Below are 16,903 nucleotides of genomic sequence, written 5' to 3'. Positions count from 1 at the left end.
TAATACCGGGCCGCCCAGAGTCAAACATCCTGGCGGCTGACACTCATGATCAGAACCTGCGAGACATCATCGCCCAGATCTTTGCGCGCGGTTTCAAGTAGCGCCTTTCGCAACACCTGCATATTGTCAGAATTGGTAAACGCTCCATCGAACCCGCCCGTATTTGCGTGGTCGAACAGGACCTGCAAAAACCCATCGCGCAGCTTGGGTTCGACCGCGTAAAAAGCTTCGGTCAGTCCTGGGGTCATCTCAAGGCTCAGAGACATGGTGACCAGCGCCGCGATACGCTCTGAATCCACAACGGGTACAACGAACTGCTTGGTCAGTTTGAGGTATTCAAAGTCGCTCTCCTGACCTTTCTTGTCTACTTTGCCACCCTTCTTTTTGGCAGGTTTTTCTTTGGGTTCGTCCGCCTTTCCCTCAGATTCTTGTTGTTTTGCAGCCTCTTTAATTTCACCTGAGGGCAAAAACATTGTCCCAACCCCAATCCCAGCCCCCAGCCCGATCAGCAAAAACACGACGGGTAGCAGTTTCTTCATCACAATCGCTCCTTAGTATGGCAGCAGCGCATCAAGGATTTGCTGGCCATATCGCGGCTGCTGCACATCGGTGATCTGTCCGCGCCCGCCATAGGACACGCGGGCCGAGGCAATCTTGTCATAAGTGATCTCGTTCTTGCGAGAGATGTCCTGTGGACGCACGTAACCCTGAACCAACAGCTCGCGCAGTTCGAAATTCACACGCAATTCCTGCGAGCCCGAGATCGACAGCACACCGTTTGGCAACACGTCAATCACGGTGGCAGCGACCCTCAGCGTCAGCTTTTCCTTTCGCTTGACCGACCCCTCGCCTGCACTTTCCGAGGACGAGTCGATCTCAACAGCGTCCGCCAACGAGGCACCTTCCGGTAAATGCTTGTTCGCACGCTGCGGCAAGCCAAACAGACCGACGATCCCAAGAGTCTCAGACGCCGAGCGCGAGCGTTCCGTATCATTCGAGAACTCGGCTTTCTCGTCCAGCTCGATCACGACCGTCAGGATATCGCCCTTCTTGATCGCCCGCTGATCGCCCAGCAAAGAGTTCTGCCCGCCACTCCACAACGAGGACTGATCGACGTTTCGCTGCGGCTGTGTATGTAACGGCAGACCCGGCCACAGCATGGCGACATGCTCGGGCGAATCCTCATTCGGGGTAAAGCTCGGTGGTTTTCCCAGATGATCCACCCGTCCGCAGGCCGATATTACCAGCACGGTGCACAACAGAGATTTTGAGAGTACTGACATCATTTCACCTCGATCTGACCGTCCGGGCGAATTACCCCGGTAATGGTGGTGCGAGAGGACAGGTTCATGACCCGAATGCGATCTCCGGCGGCACCACGACCCAGTGCACGGCCTTCTGCTGTGATAGACAAAGGCTGGCGATCGAATCTCAGAACAACCAGATCGTTGCGGTCCACCAAGGCAGGAGGCCCCACATCCCCGGCGCGGATGGGGCGACCGGGATAAAGAGCAACACGAGCCTCTTGCCCGATCAGAGACGCAGGGTTGGCAACCACTCCGGCAACCTGCTGAGGTTTGAGTTCCAGATCGGTCGCCAAGATTATTTCCTTCGCGCGGATGGTGCGGGTTGGAACGACAATTTCGGCAAGTGCAGAAACCGGCAACAACCACACGAGTATCAAGATCAGGAACCGCATCACCGCACCTGCGTGGTTGCGCCCATCATCTGATCAACGGCGGAAATGACCTTGGCGTTCATCTCATATCCGCGCTGCGCCTCGATCAGCTCTGTCACTTCGCGCACTGCATCAACCGAGCTGTCCTCAAGATAACCCTGCCGCAGTGTACCCAAACCATCCTCGCCCGGTGTTGCAACCACCGGTGCACCCGAGGCTTCGGTTTCCTTGAACAGATTGCTGCCAATCGCCTCGAGCCCCTTTGCGTTCGAGAAACTGGCCAGTGTGAATTCCCCCAGCAACTGGCCATCGGCGGTATCGTCGAAATAGGCATAAACCTCACCCGAGGCGTTGATCGAGATTGACCGAGCATCGTCGGGAATTGTGATTTCCGGCGCAACGGCAAACCCGTCGGAGGTTACGATAAGCCCCTCGGCCGAGCGTTTCAGACTACCATCGCGGGTATATCCGGATTGGCCGTTGGCCAACGTCACCTCAAGGTAACCGCGCCCTTCGATGGCGACGTCCAGATCATTGCCGGTGGCCGACAACCCGCCCTGCGCCAGCTGCACTGTCACCGCCGCAGGGCGCACACCCAGGCCCAGCTGAATGCCGGTGGGCAAAACGGTACCGTCATTGGCGTTCACCGTCCCGGCCCGCGCCATCTGTTGATAGTGCAGGTCAGCAAACTCGGCCCTGCGCGCGTTGTAGCCGGTAGTATTGGTGTTCGCGAGGTTGTTCGAGATCGTCTCGACCCGCATCTGCTGCGCAGTCATGCCCGTTGCCGCGATTTTCAAAGCCCGCATATCAATATCTCCTATTCACAGGTCAGCGCATTAGCGCCTTGAGCGCGCCGCGCAGGCGTTCGTCTTCAGTTTCAAGAAAGCTTTGGCCCAGCTCATAGGCGCGCTGGATTTCCACCAGCCGGGTCACCTGCTCGACCGCGTTGACATTGGAACCTTCGAGGAAACGGTGCAGGACCACGGGGTTTTCGATCGGGTCAATTTCGCCCTCGGCGCGGAACTGTGTGCTGCCTTCTCGCACCAGCGTTTTGGGATCGGCCACACGATAGACGCCGATCTGCCCCAGCAATTGCCCCTCGATACTCAGTGTGCCATCGCTGCCCACGTCAATCGACGCAGCATCCGGCGGGATGAAAACAGGTGCGCCGTTGCCGTCCAGCAGCCGGTGGCCGTCCATTGTGACCAAATCACCCTCGGCACTGGGTGAGAACGCCCCGGCCCGGGTCAGCCGGTTGCCGGATGGCGTTTCGACCATGAAAAAGCCATCACCTTCGATGGCAAAATCAAACTGGCCGCCGGTTTCGGTCAAAAGACCCTGCTGCAAGGAGGTATTGCGCGCCTCGGCCCGTGCCATGGACAGGGACGGGTTGCCCGGCAAGTCGCGGACAAACTCGGAAAACACCAGACCCTGCGCGCGGTATCCGGTGGTGTTGGCATTGGCGATATTATTCGCCACCAGCCGCATTTCATTCATCAGGCCCGATTGGCGGGACAGGGTGGTATAGGCGGTATCCATCAGCGACCTCCGGCGATAAGTGGGATGAGAGTTGTGGTGAAAAAGGTCACCAGCGTCTGCGTCATGAACCCCATCGAGATCCAGAACACGATGACGATGGCGATCAGCTTGGGCACGAAGGTCAGCGTCATTTCCTGCACCGAGGTCAGCGCCTGAAACAGACCCACGATCAGGCCCGATACAAGCGCCACCGCCAGGATAGGAACCGAGGTGATGACCGCGACCCACAGCGACTGGCGCACGATGTCATAGAAAAGACCTTCGCTCAGCATCCGATCAGACCGGCATCCGCAGGATTTCCTGATAGGCTTCGACCACCTTGTTGCGCACGATCACGGCGGTTTCGACGGCCAGTTCGGTCTGCGCCAGCGCCTGCACAAGCGCGTGCGGATCGGCCTGCCCGGTCATGGCGGCCTTAGACATCTGCTCGGAGTGTTGCAGTGTCGCGGCAAAGTCCTGAAACGTGTTGCGCAGCCCCTGTGCCATTCCGGCGTGATCGGGATCGGCCTGCGTTGCAGGGCGTGCCACCGCATAATTCTGGGCGGCATTTAGGGCTCGGATATCCATTCTGGTGTCCTTTATTTTCTGAGAAGTTCCATAAGGCTCGACGACATCTGGCGTGACTGGTCGAACATCTTGAGATTGGCTTCGTAGCTGCGCTGCGCTTCGCGCGCGTCAGCGATTTCGATCATCAGATCGACGTTTGAGCCTCGATAGTGGCCGGTATCATCCGCCATCGGGTGACTGGGATCATAGATACGCGACCCGTCGCGGCGATCCAGCTTGACGCGCCCGGCCTGCACCACCTCTTGCCCGTTTTTTTGCACCGTCTGGAACGGGACAGTCTTGCGGCGATAACCCGGCGTGTCGGCGTTCGAGATATTCTCGGACACGTGCCGCAGCCGTGCCGATTGCGCGCGCAAGGCACTGGTCGAAGCGGCAAGGGAATGGGAAAAATCGCTCATGTCTTGCTCCTCATAACCGGCCAAGGCTGCTGCGCAGAATGTTCATCGAGGATTTGTAGATAGTCAGCGCGCGATCATGCTGGCGCTTGACCTCGACCGCTTTGAACATCTCTTCCTCAATGGACACACCGTTGCCGTTGGGGTCGCCCGAGGGCGTGGTCTCATATTCGGCCCAGGGTTGAGGGCCAGAGGCACCATTCAGGTGACCGACCCGCGTGGCGGTCATGGCGACCTCGCGGCCCGAGTTTTCGAATGCTTTCTGAAAACCCTCGATATCGCGCGGCTGGTAGCCCGGCGTATCCGCATTGGCCATGTTGCGCGCGATGACGGCCTGCCGTTGCCCGGCATGGGTTGCCATTGCGTGCGCTGTCTTAAAGACGTTCAGGTCATAGAACATCGGGGCTTCTCCCTCGATCAATTTCAATCAAGGCTTAACCCCGATTCCTTTAGAAAGCGTTTTCAGAAACCCGTTGGAGAACCCACGATGTCCGATCTCGACCCGATGCTTCTGAAATGTGAATTCGACCGTCTGTCCGCTGTGCGCCATATGGGCCGCGTTGCAGGCGTGGCGCGCGGGGTCATTGAAATACAGGGGCTTGAGGGGCAGGCGCGGATCGGCGACCACCTGACCTTGCGGCGGCGCAGCGGGCCGGATCTGCCGGGTGAAGTGCTGCATGTCGAGGCCGGGGTGATTCACATGATGCCGACCGCCGCCCCGGATGGGGTCTGTCTGGGCGACCGGGTGATTCTGGACCAGACACCCGCTTTTGCGCCGGGAATGCACTGGTTGGGGCGGGTGGTCGATCCGTTCGGCAAACCGTTGGACGGGATGCCGTTGTTGTCGGGCATGCAGGAGCAGGACATCATGCGCGCACCGCCCCCGGCCGTGGCGCGCAAGCCGCTGGGCGCGCGGATGGAGACCGGGCTGGCCATGCTCAACACCATGCTGCCCGTAGTGCAGGGGCAGCGGATCGGCCTGTTCGCCGGATCGGGTGTCGGCAAATCCACCCTTTTGGCGGCGCTGGCGAAGTCGATGCAGGCGGATGCGGTCGTGGTCGCGCTGGTGGGCGAACGCGGGCGTGAGGTGAATGAGTTCGTCGAACACGCGCTGGGGGCCGAAGGGATGAAACGCTCGGTCGTGGTGGCGGCGACCTCGGATCAATCGGCGCTGGCACGCAGACGCTGCGCCTGGTCGGCAATGTCGGTAGCCGAGTACCTGCGCGATCAAGGGCTGAACGTGCTGTTCCTTGCCGATTCGGTGACGCGTTTTGCCGAGGCGCATCGGGAGATTGCCGTAGCGATGGGCGAGGCGCCCTCGCTGCGCGGCTTTCCCCCGTCGGTCACCCCGTTGATTGCCGGGCTTAGCGAACGCGCCGGACCCGGCACCGCAGATCAGGGCGATATCACCGCCGTGTTCAGCGTTCTGGTCGCCGGGTCGGACATGGACGAGCCGGTCGCCGATATCCTGCGCGGCGTGTTGGACGGGCATATCGTGCTGAGCCGAGACATTGCCGAGCGTGGACGATTCCCTGCCATAGATCTCAGCCGTTCGGTCTCGCGTAGCCTGCCGGGTGCGGCCTCCGAAGGTGAAAACCAGATGATCTCGGAAACTCGCAAACTGGTCGGCAGCTATGAGCAATCCGAGGTGATGATCAAGGCCGGGCTCTATACTGAGGGCGCAGACCCGTTACTGGATCAGGCCGTGCGGGTGCACGAGGAACTGGATGCGTTCTTCGGCAAGGCTGAACCCGATGGTATCCAGAACAGCTTCAACCACCTGCAACTGATCCTGCGGCGGGCCAGCGCCACCCTGCCGCGCTAGAGAAGTCCGGACAGTTTTAAGTGTTAAGCCCACCTTAAGACCTGCCCGGCTACGCCTGTAGTCGGGTGATAAAAAAGGTGGTGGAGATGGGTGCGCAATCGAATGCGGCGCCAATCATCATCAAGAAGAAACGTGTGTCAGGTGGCGATAGCCACCACGGTGGCGCGTGGAAGGTCGCATATGCCGACTTTGTCACGGCCATGATGGCGTTCTTCATGTTGATGTGGCTGCTGAACGCAACGACTGAGAAACAGCGCAAAGGGCTGGCGGATTACTTCTCGCCGACGATTCCGGTGAATCCGGTCTCGGGCGGCGGTGACGGTGCCTTTGGCGGCAATAACATGTTTTCCGAAAAGACAATGGTGATGGATGGCTCGGGGGCTGCGAAACGGCACCCCACGGTCGCTCGGCAGGCACGGGGTTCGATCGGAGTTCATCCGGATGGTGGTAAAGAAGTGTCCGACGATTTCTCGACGCTCGAGGCCCAGCTGCTGGGGCATACCGGGGAGAGCATGGTCTCGGACAAGGTGCTGAAACACATCGTCACGCGCGTCACCGACGAAGGTCTAGTGGTCGAGCTGTTCGACACCGAGGATCAGCCGTTGTTCGAATCGGGTACGGATGAGCCAACGACGATGATGCGAGCGCTGGCGCTGCTGGTGGCGCGGTCTTCGGATCTGGTGACCAATGATGTGGCAGTCGAAGGCCATGTCAGCGCCTCCCCCGTGGTTCTGGCGCGCGACCCGTCCTGGGATGTCTCGACTTCACGCGCGCAGGTGGTGCGCCAATTGCTTGAAGATAAGGGGTTCACGAATTCGCGGCTGGATCGCGTGACCGGCCACGCCGACCGGGAATTGTCAGATGAAAACCCGATGGCCGTGCGCAACAACCGGATCGAGATCATCTTCCTGCGCGAGACCTGATGATCAGAGGATAGACAGCATTTTACCTGTTAGCGCGCTGTTAAGGGGCAGTGCGCTAGCTGTTGCATCAAAGATTGACGCAACAGAAGGGCGTGCCAATGACGATTTCCTCCTCGCTGAATGCCGGTGTGGCCTCATTGAAGGCCAACGCCAACCGGCTGGCCACCATTTCGGACAACATCGCGAACTCCTCGACCTTCGGCTACAAACGGGTCGAAACGGATTTTCATTCGATGGTCACGTCGGGCCAGGGCGGCAGTTATTCGGCGGGCGGGGTCAGAACCACCAGTCAGCGCCTGATCGACCAGCGCGGATCGCTGGTGACCACCGACAACTCGACCGATCTTGCGGTACGCGGCCGAGGCATGTTGCCGGTGCGCCCCAGTTCGCAGATTGCGGGCGGATCGAATGAGATGCAGCTGACCACCACCGGATCGTTCCGAACCAATGAAGAAGGGTATCTGGTCACCGAATCCGGCCTTGTCCTGCTGGGCTGGCGCGCCAATCCGGACGGAACGATTCCGGCGGTCCCACGGGACACTCCGGCGGCGCTGGAGCCCATCCAGCTTAGCGTCAATCAGCTGTCCGGCTCTCCGACCACGGCAATGAACCTGCGCATGAACCTGCCGGCAACGGCAACCGATGCCGGCGCGCCGGGTGATACGCAGCCCCTGTCGGTTGAGTATTTCGACAACCTGGGCAAGTCCGAAAGCGTCGATATCGAGCTTGTGCCAACCGTGCCCGCAGCCGGCAGCAGTAACGAATGGACCATGATTTTGCGCGATTCGGCCTCGGGCGGAGCGGTGATCGGAGAATATACGCTGACCTTCACGGACAGCCGGACAGCTGGCGGCACGCTGGCAATTGTGACGACCGTATCTGGCGGGGCTTACGATCCAACCACCGGCAGCCTTGTGGTGAACGTGGCCGGTGGCCCGATGGAGGTCAATATCGGCCAAATCGGCGACCCGGACGGCATCACGCAGCTGTCGGACACCTTTGCGCCGGTTTCGATCACACGCGACGGCTCAGCTGTGGGCACGATGACCAGCGTTCAGGTGGATGAAAACGGCTATGTCTATGCGTTCTATGACACCGGTGTCAGTCGACGCATGTTCCAGATTCCGCTGGCAGACGTTCCGAACCCAAATGGCCTGACCGCGCTCGACAGCCAGACCTATGCGCCGTCGCGTGAAAGCGGCACCTTCTTCCTGTGGAACGCTGGCGAAGGCCCGACAGGTGACCTTGTATCCTTCGCGCGCGAAGAATCGACCACAGACATCGCGACCGAGTTAACCTCGCTGATTCAGACCCAACGCGCCTATTCCTCAAGCGCGACGGTGATTCAGACAGTGGATGAGATGCTGCAGGAAACCACCAACCTCAAGCGCTGATTTGGATTCTAGTCTGGAAAGAGGGGCGGTCTCATGAACTTGTCGACAGCATTCAACAACGCAGTCAGCGGCCTGACGGCCTCCAGCCGGGGCACTTCCGTTGTGTCGGACAATATCGCCAATGCGCTGACACCGGGCTATTCCCGCAGGTCGCTGGAACTTACGACAAACGCCATCTCGGGCACCGGGGTGCGCACGCTCGGCGTGGTCCGCAATCACGACCCTGTCCTGACCGCCAATCGTCGCGAGACTGATGCAAATCTGGCTTATCAGACTGCGGTTTCCAACTTTCACACCAGTGTAGAAGGCCTCGTTGGCACAGTCGATGACCCCACATCGCTGGCCAATCGGCTAGCCGCATTTGATAGCAGCCTTATAACAGCCGCCAGCCTGCCGGATTCGTCCGAACGCCTGGATCAGGTCGCCCGCACTGGTCGCGATCTGGCCAACAGCATTAATGAGGCGTCTGAGGGCGTAAGGCAGCTACGCTCGGACGCGGATCGAACCATTGGCAGGCTGGTGGACAGCCTGAACCAGACCCTCAAGGATATTGAACAGCTGAACGCCAAAATCCCACAGGTTAAACATTCGGGCGGCGATATCGGTGCCTTGCTGGATCAGAGGCAAGTACTGGTCGATCAGGTCAACGCGTTGGTGCCGGTAAATGCAGTGCCACGGGCGAACGATCAGATTTCTCTATATTCTGATGGTGGATTGATCCTTTTGGACGGCACCGCCGCCGAGTTTTCCTTTACCACCACAGGCGACACCAAACCACATATAACCGTGGGCAATGGGCTGCTGTCGGGGTTGGAGATGAACGGAAACCCGGTGCGCACCAGCGGTGACAATAGTCAGATACGTGGCGGTGCGCTGATGGCACAGCTCGAAATCCGCGATGAGCTGGCGGTTGAAGCGCAAGCTAATCTCGACTCGGTCGCGCGGGACTTGATTGAACGGTTCGAAACACCTGGTCTGGACCCTACCGCTTTGCCCACGGATCCAGGGCTTTTCACGGATGCTGGCACCCGGTTCGATGTCACTGCGCCAGAGGGGCTGGCGTCGCGTATCAGCCTGAACACGATTGTCGATCCCGACAATGGCGGCGACAGCTGGCGCCTGCGCGATGGGCTAGGTGCAGTGACCCCTGGCGATCCGGGCGATGCCACGCAATTGCAAGCTTTCGGCGCTGTTCTCAGTAATACGCGGCCCATCGCGGAGTCGCCCTTTGGAACCGGTGACATGCGCGCCTCGGACCTGACCGAGGCGCTGATGTCTAGAACCGGCTCGGACGCCCATACCGCCAGCCAACGCCTGGCCTTTGCCAACAGCGCACAGCTGGAAATGGCCAGAATCGAGGCGGAACAGGGCGTGGACACCGAACAGGAATTACAGAACCTGATCGAGATCGAGCAGGCCTATGCCGCGAATGCGCGAGTCATCTCGGTAGTGGATGAATTGATGGAAACCTTGTTGAGGCTGTGATGATGAATTTGACGTCTATTGGCGATCTGGCGCGGGGCATGACATTACAGACCCGCTCGACCGAGCTTAGAAACCAGATAGAAACTCTGTCTTATGAGATGTCCACTGGCAAGGTTCAGGACGTGTCCGGGCGATTGGATGGTGATTACTCTCACATGCTGGATCTGGATCGCAGCCTGTCGCGGCTGAACGCCTATCAGGTATCAACTGCCGAGGCTGGACTGTTTACAGACGCCATGCAGCTGAGCCTGACCACGATCAACGAATCCGTATCCGAGCTCACCTCATCCCTGCTGGCTTTCGGCACATCGAATCAAGCGGTCAGCCATGAAAACGCATCCGTTCAGGCCCGCAACGAGCTGGACACGATCATATCGGCACTGAACACACGCGCGGGTGGGCGCAGTTTGTATTCCGGTACGGCCACCGACATGTCCCCTCTGCCCTCAACCGACACGATGTTGACGGCGCTTGCGGCAGAACTGAGCGGATACACCACAACGGCGGATATTCGTCAGGCGGCAGAAGACTGGTTTAATGACCCCGCCGGATTTGACGCAATAATCTATCAGGGCTCGGGCACCGCATTGGCACCAATGCAGATATCCGAGAATGAAAGTGTCAGTCTAACGATCACGGCCACCGACCCCGCGATTAAGGATGCAATACGGGATATTGCCGTTGCAGCGCTGGTGTCCGACGATGCCCTGAACCTGCCGCGAGACCAGCGCACTGCCCTGTTTACGCAACTGGGGGGCAATCTGGCCAATACACAGAACGATGTGGTTAACTTGCGCGCTCAAGTCGGCTCGGCAGAGGCACGGATAGAACAGGCCGCCACGCGCAACAATGCGGCGCAGACCAGCCTGGAATTCAGCCGGAACAAGTTGATCGCCGCAGACCCATACGAGACTGCCACGCAGCTGCAGACCGTCCAATTCCAGTTGGAGAGCCTGTATTCCGTCACCGTTCGCAACGCGAACCTGTCGCTGGTGAACTTCCTCAGATGAAACTTCTCGCTTTTCTATTGATGCTGCTGCCCGGGATTGCCTGCGCTGGCACGATCCGCCTGAAGGACCTTGTGGATTTCGACGGGGTGCGGGGCAATGATCTGGTGGGCTATGGTCTGGTTGTGGGTCTGAACGGCACCGGTGACGGTCTGCGCAACTCGCCCTTTACCGAAGAGATCATGTCAAACATACTCGAGCGGCTGGGCGTCAACGTGAACGGCGAAGACTTTCGGCCCAAGAACGTGGCCGCTGTACTGGTTACCGCCAGCTTGCCCCCATTTTCACGGGTTGGCGGGCAGATCGACGTGACGGTATCGGCCATCGGCGATTCAAAAAGTCTGCTGGGTGGCACGTTGATCATGACGCCACTCAACGCCGCGGACGGTCAAATTTACGCAGTCGCACAAGGCACGGTTCTGGCCGGAGGCGCCGTGGCCGAGGGCGAGGCAGCATCTGTCGTGCAGGGCGTACCGACCTCTGGCGTGATCCCCTCGGGCGCGCGGGTCGAGCGTGAGATCGACTTTGACCTGTCGACGCTGACGCAGATGCGACTGGCATTGCGAGAACCCGACTTTACCACTGCCAGCCGGATTGAGATCGCCATTAACACCGAATTCAACCGGGCGGTGGCAATCATGCGGGATTCCGGCACGGTCGAATTGAACATCGCGGCAACGCAGGCGATTTCGACCGCACATGCGCTGGGACGGATTGAGAACATTCTGGTTGAACCGGAAACCAAGGCGCGCGTGGTGGTCGATCAACGCTCGGGCACCATCGTCATGGGGCAAGAGGTGCGAATTTCGCGCGTTGCGGTATCCCAAGGCAACCTGACCCTGACGGTCGAGGAATCTCCGATCGCTGTCCAACCAAACCCGTTTGCGCGCGGCGAAACGGTTGTTGTCCCCCGCACATTCGCCGGTATCGAAGAGGAAGAAGGCACCGGGCTGGCCGAAATCCCCGAGGCCACCACACTGTCCGAGGTCGTGGCCGGGCTGAACGCGTTGGGCGTGTCGCCCCGCGATATGATCGACATTCTCAAAACGATCAAAGCCGCAGGGGCGCTTCATGCCGAATTCATCGTTAGGTGAACTTCACCGCTCGGAAGGACTGTAACGATTTACTTGGACTTCCAACTATCCAGCCAACGACGCAATCCGTGGCGTTTCTCTTCGATGGCATCGCCTGCGGCGTAGAACCCATCTTCGACGTTTTCCAGCATAGGGTCGATCTTTGCCTGCCGGAACCTGCGCCAGCGCACCCATATCGCCCACACAAGCGCAAAGAACACTGTCAGGAAAATGATGTTGAACCATGGAATGATGCGCACATCCGGGCCGTCGACATGCTTGATGAACACCGCGTTGGGGAAAATAGACATGAACTCATTTCGCCAGCCATAGTGAGTTACAACAACCCATTCCGGCTCATTCTTGTTCGAAATCGCATCATTGGCTTCGGTATAGAGATTGGCTGTGTCGAACTTGAAATAGGGCGGCCACCCCCAGCTGGTGTCTTCGTTCCGGTAAACAATCGGTTTACCGTTCGCGCGCACAGCCTGAATGAACTGCACGTCGCGGTTTGACAGGCTGGTCGACTGATCATCCGGTTCAGACCAGAAGATACGGGTCCAGTCGTTCAGATCCTGCCGCTCTTCATAGGTATTGACGATCCGAACGATATCACGCTGTGGCAGCGAGTATTGCAGGACCACGGCAATCGTGCCCCAGAAGATGATGATGAACGCCCATTTCAAATAGGCCATGTCGTAAACCTCACATATAATTCACGATATAGATCAGCGCGCCGATTGCCACCCAAGGTACTATATAGACACCCAGGATCAGTTTGCGCCGGAAAGAATTGTCATAGACGTGCAGCCCACGCGCGACAAATGCTTCTTTGTTGCCCGTCTTGCCCTTTTCATCCCACCAGTTTTCCAGTTTCCGGCGACGCACACCGCGCGAGTACAGTGACAGTGCAAAATAGGCGATTGTCTGGACGATCAGCAGGATCAGAAAAAGGCGTAGCGCTCCGAACATTTCAACCCTTTCTCACAGCGCCCCAGGGACCGACACGTGCAATGATGTCTTCACTGATCCGGTCATTGCCGCTCATATCCGGTTCGTGCCCGAACAGTGCGGCGCGGGCGCCTGCCTTGTCCACCTGATACTCGCGCGCGAGGAAGTCGGCAACATAAGCTTTTTTGGTCTCGGGCCAGGTTTTGTAGGTGCTGTAGAACAGCTCCTTATGGCAGATGAACATCTGGCGCGGGTCCAGCGGGGCGAGTTCGGTCAACAGCATGTTCACCAGATCGCGGTTCGGCGTATCGGCGGCCCGCAATGTGTAGAAATAGGCCGGATGATCCGAGGTGATGCGCGGCCATGGCCCGCCATCGCTGGCCCAGCGCAACAGTTGAGCAAGGCCGTGAAAGGCCTCGGGCAGGCGGTCGGCGTGGTTCCGGGCCAGACGGCGCATATCGCTGCGGTCCAGTCCGGTCAGGTCGACGCCTGCGTCTGCGGCGGCGTGGACAGTCAGAAAGTCCATTTTTTGCTGCAGAACGGCGGCCGCGTTCACACCGCGCGCCTCAATGATCGTCTCGACCAGATTGTTGTCGTTCAGAAAGGCCGCAATCCGGTGCCTCTGCGTGGGTTCAAACACGTGCTCGATCGGCACGTCATCAGGCCGTTCGCCCATGCAAATCGCTGCCGGATAATCCAGATCGGGGAACAGGTAGAGCCCGCCGAAATGCGCCGTCCAGAAGTTGCGCTGCTCAAATGCGGTGTGGCGCAGATGGACCGGATTGCGGGTGACGTCGCCGGTTTCCTTGGCGGTTTCGATCATCTTGGCGATCAGCACATCGTCGAACCAGGCGTCCTCTTCGGTTTTGAACCGTTCGACCATGCCTGCCAGTTGCTCGGCCTTGCGCAGGGTGCCGCCGACCGTGTCGGCCTCGATCTCGATCTTGCGCAGGTTCAGCAGGTCGCGCGGCGCGGTGAGCTTGAAGACCGAGTTCACCAGCTCTCCGGCCACGGCATCGGTGGCGGTCAGGGCGAACAATTGCGCCTCATTCATCTCGATGAACTCGCGCAGGATATCGCGCGAGGTCGAGAATTTGACGTTCAGCAATGGCGCGCGCTTCTGCTCGGTTGTCAGCAGGATGAACTGCCGGTTGACTCCGTTAGGGTTGAGGTAAAGCTCGTCCCCCAACTCTATCCCCACCTCCGGCGAATAGCCCGAGATATCGACATGGAAATCCGTCAGCGCCGTGGTCTTGCCCGCCAGATGCTGCAGCGCGCGGTTATACCGCTCGACCAGAGCCGGGCTGGAGATGTGGACGAGGTTGCCGAACATCAGGCCTTTTTCGATGAGGCGGATCATAAGGAGCGACCGTCGCTTTCGGAATGCAGAGCCAGTACTTTATCTAACAGAATAACAGTATTTCCGATCTTTAGATCGCTCTGGTACATTTTCCCTGCAAGGGAGAGATTGCTCTTTCTCAAGAGCAGCCCCTTCAAGTACGAGAGCGCTTCAATGATCTGAGCTTTCTGGCCACAAAAACCGTTATCATTGCTCATTTCCAGATTTACTCGCCCTTCGGCAAGAAGCTGGGCTGCAGTACTTAGATGGTCATTCAGTGCTAAGTAGTACTTCTCGACTTCTAAATTCTTCTTTCTGGGCACTAAACTCAGTTGACTATAGTTATGGGGCGGCTGCAATCCACTGACAAAAAAACCGACACTGGCGCGATCAAGCTCTTCAAGTCGGCGTTTGACTCCAAGTAGAACAGCTTCTTGATTTACATCTTCTTGTTGGCTGGATATCAATTTGAACTGATTGGATTGAGCGTCAGCCATTTTGACAAATTCTTTTCGTTGCTCTTGTAGCTCTTCGGCTTGCAACCAAACCGTCACGACAATCCAAATAAACGCTAGTGTCCCGGCAAATCCGGCTAGAGTGTCTCCTATTTCATTGGGAGAAGCACTCTGTAAATACTGCCATTTCGTCTCGCAGACATTCGCCCAATCGCATACCTCGCCAACTGACAAGAAATAAGCAAAAACCCCAATGATTAGAACTGAAAGCAAACCCCCAACAACAAATGGTTTTTGCTTGTATAGCTCCTCCTTCTTCACCCCCGTTCCTCCAAATACCGCCGCTTGGCCTCTTCCATCCGGCCCATCTCGCGGACGGCGTTCTCGATGGCGACCTCGTCGCTCTTGTCGGCATAGCGGAACTCGCTGTCGGCGTAGCGGTTGATCTCTTGCATCACCATCTCGACCGTGATCGGCTGGCGCAGGTCCTCGATCATGGCCTTCTTGGTGTCGTAATCGCGGAACAGGAACAGGTCGGGGTTTTCCATCCACTCGTCGGGCAGTTCAAAATCCATCGCGCGGACCTTGACCGCGTCAGTGATGTTCTTGATCGCGCGGCCGGTAAAGCGCTCATCGGCGGCTTGGATCGCCTTGAGGTAGGTGCCCAGCTTGGCGATCGTGTCCATCTGGCCGATCTCGCCGGACACTTGGTCGTAGACCTGCAGCAGAGCGTCTTCATGCGGGCGAGAGTGGCTTTCGAAACTGGCGGCGACGGCCTTTTTGATCTCCTGCGCGGCATAGGCTTCGTGCTCACCAAGAGGGATGTCGTGGTTGCGGCCCATCAGCAGGTGCAGGATGTCGATGTAATCCTCGCGCGTTTGCGGGCCGTCCACCAGAAACCGCGCACCCGCCCGTTGGCGCAGGGCGTCGTCCACATTCTCGGGATAGTTCGAGAACATGCCAAAGGTGCAATTGCCGCGCACGACGGTATTAGCACCCGCAAAGCTCTCCATCAGCACGGCGGTGATTTCCAGCTGCCCGGCCGAGGACTGCCGGTCGCCGCGTTTACCCGCCAGCTGGTCGATATCGTCGATGGTGCCGAAGCCGATAACCGAGGGGTCGATGATCGTGTTGATAAACGCTTTGGCGTTCTGGCCGGACTTGCCCTGATAGCTGTCGATATTGTCGGTGCTCAGGTTCTGATAGCGGAACGGATAGCCTGCGTTCTGGCAGTAATCGTTGATCAGCCCGGCCATCATCTGGATCAGGGTGGTCTTGCCGGTGCCCGGTTTGCCGTCGCCCATGAAGGTAAAGATGAAGCCGCCAAGCTCGGCAAACGGGTTCAGGCGTCGGTCGAAGTCGTAGGCCATCACCATCTTGGCCAGCTTCATCGCCTGATACTTGGCGATGTGGTTGCCCACCACCTCGTTCGGTTTCTTAAACGTCATGGTCAGGGTGGTGGATTTGGCTTTGGAGGCCGGTTCAAACCCCCGGATCGTCAGATCATCAGCCTCAATATGCCAGGCAGCGTTCTGGAATGGGGCCAGATGGCCAGCGGACTGGGCGCGCAGGGCCGCCTTATCCATCAGTTGTTCCGCATGGGCACTGGTGGCCGCAATCAGGTGGGCGTCGTTCGGGGCGTGTTTGGCGAGCGTTTGGTCCAGCTCCCACAGCGCGCCGTGCAGGGCAAGCTGGCCATTATCGGTCAGAACCTCTTCGATCTCGCCGATATCAACAGTTGTTTCGCCCAAATGCGAGGACATCAGGTAAGCCAGCGCGTTACCGAACACGTGCGACGTAATGAGCGCCTCCGCCGTCAGCAGCTCCGAGAACTCGGTTTTACGCGCGGCGGACAAGTCCCCGGCCAGATTCGCGCGTTTCAGATCGGCCAGCGGGGTCTGTTCCGCATAAGCCTCACCCACGGCCAGAGCGATGGCGATAGCGCGGCGGATCGCCTGCTGTGTCGTCGCTTGAGGAGGCGAGACCAACGTATCGCCATCATCCGAGGCCTCAATCCGTTCAACCAGATGCACCCCATCCGTGCGCACGGTGCGCCGTGTCACCAACCCCGGCGTCGTGGACCGGAAGCGCCGCCCAGTCGGCACCCCCGGCGACCGTTCCGTCGACGTCTCAACGACCTTTACAATCCGCGGTGCATGTTCGAACCCGTTCAGCAAGGCGGTCGCGGCCGGATAATGCTTGCGAATGTCGACTTCGCGTAATTCCATCTGATCTGACGTCAAACTCATTTCAAAAACCGCCCTTGCTTCAT

20 protein-coding genes are annotated in these 16,903 nt (G+C 58.7%); 6 read left to right on the top strand and 14 right to left on the bottom strand.

What is annotated here, in order from left to right; all coding sequences use genetic code 11:
• Positions 1-20: 20 nt before the first annotated feature.
• The 9 genes from GOW93_RS16530 to GOW93_RS16490 are packed head-to-tail and all read right to left on the bottom strand — an operon-like array spanning position 21 to position 4,579.
• On the bottom strand, positions 21-539 hold the full coding sequence (locus tag GOW93_RS16530) for a flagellar basal body-associated FliL family protein (RefSeq protein ID WP_170386778.1): 519 nt from the start codon (positions 537-539) through the stop codon (positions 21-23).
• A 12-nt stretch (positions 540-551) separates the two neighbouring features.
• Positions 552-1,283, bottom strand: a complete 732-nt coding sequence (gene flgH, locus GOW93_RS16525; RefSeq protein ID WP_170386776.1) for a flagellar basal body L-ring protein FlgH — start codon at positions 1,281-1,283, stop codon at positions 552-554.
• Positions 1,283-1,699, bottom strand: a complete 417-nt coding sequence (flgA, locus tag GOW93_RS16520) for a flagellar basal body P-ring formation chaperone FlgA (protein ID WP_170386774.1) — start codon at positions 1,697-1,699, stop codon at positions 1,283-1,285. The genes flgH and flgA overlap by 1 nt, the downstream gene beginning before the upstream one ends.
• Positions 1,699-2,484: a flagellar basal-body rod protein FlgG gene (gene flgG / locus GOW93_RS16515; protein ID WP_170386772.1), complete on the bottom strand. Its 786-nt coding sequence runs from the start codon at positions 2,482-2,484 to the stop codon at positions 1,699-1,701. Before flgG ends, flgA begins: the two co-directional genes overlap by 1 nt.
• 22 nt (positions 2,485-2,506) lie before the next feature.
• Entirely contained in the window at positions 2,507-3,217 is a 711-nt protein-coding gene (locus GOW93_RS16510) for a flagellar hook-basal body complex protein (protein WP_170386770.1), read from the bottom strand.
• Positions 3,217-3,489 carry a flagellar biosynthetic protein FliQ gene (locus GOW93_RS16505; protein ID WP_170386768.1) on the bottom strand — a complete coding sequence of 91 codons (273 nt, stop codon included), beginning with the start codon at positions 3,487-3,489 and terminating at the stop codon, positions 3,217-3,219. Before GOW93_RS16505 ends, GOW93_RS16510 begins: the two co-directional genes overlap by 1 nt.
• A gap of 4 nt (positions 3,490-3,493) precedes the next feature.
• Positions 3,494-3,784 (bottom strand): flagellar hook-basal body complex protein FliE, encoded by a 291-nt coding sequence (fliE, locus tag GOW93_RS16500; protein WP_170386767.1) that lies wholly within the window; start codon positions 3,782-3,784, stop codon positions 3,494-3,496.
• An 11-nt stretch (positions 3,785-3,795) separates the two neighbouring features.
• Complete coding sequence (gene flgC, locus GOW93_RS16495) at positions 3,796-4,182, bottom strand: flagellar basal body rod protein FlgC (RefSeq protein ID WP_170386765.1); 387 nt, start codon at positions 4,180-4,182, stop codon at positions 3,796-3,798.
• Between the two features lie 10 nt (positions 4,183-4,192).
• A complete protein-coding gene (locus GOW93_RS16490) occupies positions 4,193-4,579 on the bottom strand; it encodes a FlgB family protein (RefSeq protein WP_170386764.1) in 387 nt (128 codons plus the stop codon).
• 105 nt (positions 4,580-4,684) lie between these two features.
• On the opposite strand from GOW93_RS16490, the gene GOW93_RS16485 reads away from it, so the two are divergent.
• The 6 genes from GOW93_RS16485 (at position 4,685) to GOW93_RS16460 (ending at position 11,907) form a co-directional block, all read left to right on the top strand.
• Positions 4,685-6,004 (top strand): FliI/YscN family ATPase, encoded by a 1,320-nt coding sequence (locus tag GOW93_RS16485; protein ID WP_438826198.1) that lies wholly within the window; start codon positions 4,685-4,687, stop codon positions 6,002-6,004.
• 86 nt (positions 6,005-6,090) lie between these two features.
• Positions 6,091-6,927 (top strand): flagellar motor protein MotB, encoded by an 837-nt coding sequence (locus GOW93_RS16480; RefSeq protein ID WP_170386760.1) that lies wholly within the window; start codon positions 6,091-6,093, stop codon positions 6,925-6,927.
• 98 nt (positions 6,928-7,025) lie between these two features.
• Entirely contained in the window at positions 7,026-8,321 is a 1,296-nt protein-coding gene (locus GOW93_RS16475; RefSeq protein ID WP_170386758.1) for a flagellar hook protein FlgE, read from the top strand.
• 33 nt (positions 8,322-8,354) lie between these two features.
• A complete protein-coding gene (gene flgK / locus GOW93_RS16470) occupies positions 8,355-9,806 on the top strand; it encodes a flagellar hook-associated protein FlgK (RefSeq protein WP_170386756.1) in 1,452 nt (483 codons plus the stop codon).
• Positions 9,806-10,816 (top strand): flagellin, encoded by a 1,011-nt coding sequence (locus GOW93_RS16465; RefSeq protein WP_254443639.1) that lies wholly within the window; start codon positions 9,806-9,808, stop codon positions 10,814-10,816. Before flgK ends, GOW93_RS16465 begins: the two co-directional genes overlap by 1 nt.
• Positions 10,813-11,907, top strand: a complete 1,095-nt coding sequence (locus tag GOW93_RS16460; RefSeq protein ID WP_170386754.1) for a flagellar basal body P-ring protein FlgI — start codon at positions 10,813-10,815, stop codon at positions 11,905-11,907. The genes GOW93_RS16465 and GOW93_RS16460 overlap by 4 nt, the downstream gene beginning before the upstream one ends.
• A gap of 29 nt (positions 11,908-11,936) precedes the next feature.
• On the opposite strand, the gene GOW93_RS16455 is transcribed toward GOW93_RS16460, so the two are convergent.
• Genes GOW93_RS16455 through GOW93_RS16435 form a run of 5 tightly spaced genes read right to left on the bottom strand, consistent with a single transcriptional unit; the run spans position 11,937 to position 16,880 of the window.
• Entirely contained in the window at positions 11,937-12,581 is a 645-nt protein-coding gene (locus GOW93_RS16455) for a DUF1523 family protein (RefSeq protein WP_170386752.1), read from the bottom strand.
• A 10-nt stretch (positions 12,582-12,591) separates the two neighbouring features.
• Complete coding sequence (locus GOW93_RS16450) at positions 12,592-12,858, bottom strand: hypothetical protein (protein WP_170386751.1); 267 nt, start codon at positions 12,856-12,858, stop codon at positions 12,592-12,594.
• A 1-nt stretch (position 12,859) separates the two neighbouring features.
• The gene (locus tag GOW93_RS16445; protein ID WP_170386749.1) at positions 12,860-14,197 is read right to left on the bottom strand and encodes a DUF6638 family protein; all 1,338 of its coding nucleotides are present in this window, start codon (positions 14,195-14,197) and stop codon (positions 12,860-12,862) included.
• Complete coding sequence (locus GOW93_RS16440; protein WP_170386747.1) at positions 14,194-14,952, bottom strand: hypothetical protein; 759 nt, start codon at positions 14,950-14,952, stop codon at positions 14,194-14,196. The genes GOW93_RS16445 and GOW93_RS16440 overlap by 4 nt, the downstream gene beginning before the upstream one ends.
• Positions 14,949-16,880, bottom strand: a complete 1,932-nt coding sequence (locus GOW93_RS16435; RefSeq protein ID WP_170386745.1) for an AAA family ATPase — start codon at positions 16,878-16,880, stop codon at positions 14,949-14,951. The genes GOW93_RS16440 and GOW93_RS16435 overlap by 4 nt, the downstream gene beginning before the upstream one ends.
• Between the last annotated feature and the right edge of the window lie 23 nt (positions 16,881-16,903).

It is taken from the genome of Ruegeria atlantica (assembly GCF_013032455.1).
Classification (GTDB): domain Bacteria; phylum Pseudomonadota; class Alphaproteobacteria; order Rhodobacterales; family Rhodobacteraceae; genus Ruegeria; species Ruegeria atlantica_B.
The sequence above is the reverse complement of the archived record's forward strand: the minus strand, read 5'-3'. Positions and strand labels throughout refer to the sequence as shown.